The 3,422-nt window shown below is 37.4% G+C and carries 1 protein-coding gene and 1 pseudogene; both read right to left on the minus strand.

Annotation, left to right across the window (positions count from 1 at the left end; genetic code table 11):
* Positions 1-250: 250 nt before the first annotated feature.
* Positions 251-673: pseudogene (locus QVP40_RS11515) on the minus strand (ABC transporter substrate-binding protein); the annotation flags it as partial.
* A gap of 117 nt (positions 674-790) precedes the next feature.
* Positions 791-2,755, minus strand: coding sequence for a diguanylate cyclase domain-containing protein (locus QVP40_RS11520; RefSeq protein WP_022068552.1), 1,965 nt, complete (start codon positions 2,753-2,755; stop codon positions 791-793).
* Positions 2,756-3,422: the final 667 nt, after the last annotated feature.

Below are 3,422 nucleotides of genomic sequence, written 5' to 3' on the forward strand. Positions count from 1 at the left end.
TATTGCATATTTTTGACCGATATGAAAAGCAGAATTCAAATTTGAAATTAAATGATCTTTTTGAATATATGGGTTTTCCGATTAACTGGAAAAAGATAACAAAATTTCGCAAAATATAAGTGGAGATATTAACAAAATATTTCCACTTATATTTAAAGCTATTCTATTTGTTGCGACTTCTTCGCACTATTCAATCCATCCACCCAATTACACAAAATCACAATCGTCTCATAATTTACATTGATATATGTACGCCACCTTTTCGACCGCCAAGCACTTTTTTCCCCTTCAGATCACTCCACTGAAAATCCGTCATCTCTTCTCTTGCCACCAGGAAATTTCCTGCACGCTGAGTCAGCTGGGCAAAGTTCACTGCCGGATCTGTGGCTCCCTCCTGATACGCGTAAATAGAGGCCTCCGCTCCCATAAATCCAATATCCGCTTCCCCGGAGATCAAAGCTGTCAGAACCTTATCCGCTCCAAAACCAGTCACCAGTTCCACATCCAGACCCTGGTCTGCAAAATACCCCTTTTCAATGGCAACGTACTGAGGCGCATAAAAAACAGAATGAGCTACCTCGTTCAACGTTACTTTTGTCAGTTCTTTTTCATCATTTTTTGCCTCTGCCAGTACAGCTGTCGGAAGCGCTGTTGCCGCCAGAAGAATAGCCATGACAGCTGCGGTCAGTCTTTTTTTGATTTTCATATTTAATTATACTCCTTTTCTCTTCCTTCCTAGAATATGAAAGAAAAAGAAAAAGTTGAATATGCTCTGAATTTACTGTTTTCTTCAACATTCCTGATATTGTCTATAACAATTGCGCCCCTCTGCTTTTGCCTGATAAAGAGCCTTGTCAGCATATTCTATAAAGACAGAAATATCTTCTCCCCTATATTGTGCCGTATAAATCCCCATACTTACTGTCAGTCTGTCTGAAACTGCAGAACGGAAATGAGGAATACACAGCTTTTGAATATTTTTCTGTATTCTTTCTGCTGCCTGCCGGGTCCCATCCGGCGATGAACCAGGAAGTACCACCAGAAGTTCCTCTCCTCCATAACGCACTGTCAGGTCATCTTTACGTACAGAGGCCTTCAGTGCCCCCGCTACCGATTTTATTCCCTGATCTCCCTGCAGATGTCCGTAATAATCATTATACTGCTTGAAGAAATCAATATCTGCCATAATCACAGAAAGTGGTCTGTTTATCATGCGCTTGCTGTTTTTCTTCATATATTCCTGAAGATACATCCGATTATGCAGACCGGTAAGCTGATCCGTCCAGCTTTTTTGTCTCCATTTGATCAGGGCTATAATAATAAAAGAAAAAACAGATGCTGCTGCCAGCGTTACAATAAAAAAGAAAAAATCTCTTCTGTATTCTTTTTTCTTCAGCAGATTATATTCATAAAGTTCCTGAGAATACTCAATGTATTCCTCGCTTAAAGACAGATTCTTCGTTTTCAGCACATTAGTGTAAAGCTCATGATACCGTATGTATTCATCAAGTTCCTTCTGTTCTTTATATATTTCTGCCATATTGTAATAAACACTTTTTTCAAAATCAAGCCCCTGTTCCCGGGAGACTGATTCGATATCCAGATACAGAGGAATCGCCTTATCATACTGTTTTCTGCTTTTATACAGGCAGGCTCTTGTATACTCCAGATACACGTTCTTGTTAAGCGAATATTCTTCTGTATCTGTTTTTATAAGGGTCTCCGCCTTTATAAGCTTTTCCTCTGCTTCTTCTGATTTTCCTGTACAGATCAAAATCAAAGCTTCCTGATTATATCGCAAAATCTCTATGTCATCTTTTTCATGAACATCCAGCTCCGGAAGAAATTTATCCAGCTCCTTTAACGCCTCCTCTGCTGCTGAAAACTCGCCAAGTTCCAGATATGAAGCGCTTTTGTTTATCAGAGAAAGACTATTCAGAAAGGCAGTCTCCCTGCTGTTTCCGCACGTATCTGCTGCTTCCAGAGCTCTGTTGTAATTCTCAATGGCAAGGGGATATTGTTCCAGCACATAGGCAATGTCACCGATCATTGCCCAAAACTTTGCCTGATAACTGCAGGAATCATTGATAAAAACGCCGGAATTCAATTCGTCCATTCCTCTCCAGTAATAATACAGAGCAGATGAATAGGAGCCAGTCAGAGAATAAAGCTGTCCGATATTCCCATAAAGTTTGATCACCGTCTCTTTTTTCAGTCCGTCTGTCTCTGCTGCATACTTTTCCAAAAGCCGGGCGCCCTGAAGAATATTTTGTGACGATCCTCTTAAAGGAGCAACCGCTCTCCAGCACAAGTCTGTATTATTACGGTAATCATGTGCGCCGCCGATATATTTTAATGCCAGAGCAGCATTTTCACACAGTCCTTCTGTCTTATTCTGATTTTCCAATATTTCATTCAGCAGCAGATACGTATGACTTCTTACAAATTCATTGGCACACTGTTCCAGATTTACGGACGCTTTCTGTAATTTCTTTTCCGCAGTCTGATAATCAGCCTGCAAAAAATCCATAAACGCGGATATAAAATAATATTCACTGTCTTTTTCTTTTTTTGAATCCAGATAATCTTCTATAATTTCCTGCTGACCGTCTATAAATCCCTGTTCCTTCTCTGCTTGTTCCATATATTTTGTAACTGTTTCCATGTTACCATGCCGTAAAACAGTCACTGCTGTTAAAAATAAAATCAACAGGACTCCTCCAAGCATAATCCATCTGTATTTTCTTCTTTTCACATCATACCTCCTGTTAAATATAACCTATTAAAGAATATCATATCAAAAAAGATTTATCCAGACAGAGCAACTCAAGCTTGTTTATTTATAACTTTATAGCCTTACAAATCAGCCAATAAAACCTTTCAGCGTATCCTCCTTCACAGATTCAAATTTTTGTTTTGCACATATCACACTCTCCTTCTTTTTCCAGCATTTTATGATAAATACTATTAAACTTTTTCTGAACAACTTTAGGATTCTCTTCCATCTCAGCCCCTCCATAATCCTATAAAAATCACAAAATTCAATATCTCCTCAGCTATATAGAGACACCATTTTCATAGACATTACTTTTTTCTGCAAAATCCATCAATACTCATAAAAAATGTACTTTTGATTTGTTACTGTCTAAGTGACTTCTCTCATTTTATAAACAAAGTACAACCTATGCTTAAAATGTCTTTTTATCAGATAATAATCTATGAGAATCAACTAAAACAGTCTTATTATCATATCCGGAAACTGTATTATAATATAATTAAGGGCAGAACATAAAAATCCGCTCTGCCCAAACCAAATAATAATAATAATAATAATAATAATAATAATATGTACCATATCATTTTTTACTTTATACTTAAACTTATAGTAATTTAACTCGTTGTGCTAATTCGATTTAAATTTA

Origin of the sequence: Blautia sp. CAG:257, assembly GCF_000433815.1 — a bacterium.
In the GTDB taxonomy this organism is placed as follows: domain Bacteria; phylum Bacillota; class Clostridia; order Lachnospirales; family Lachnospiraceae; genus Blautia_A; species Blautia_A caecimuris.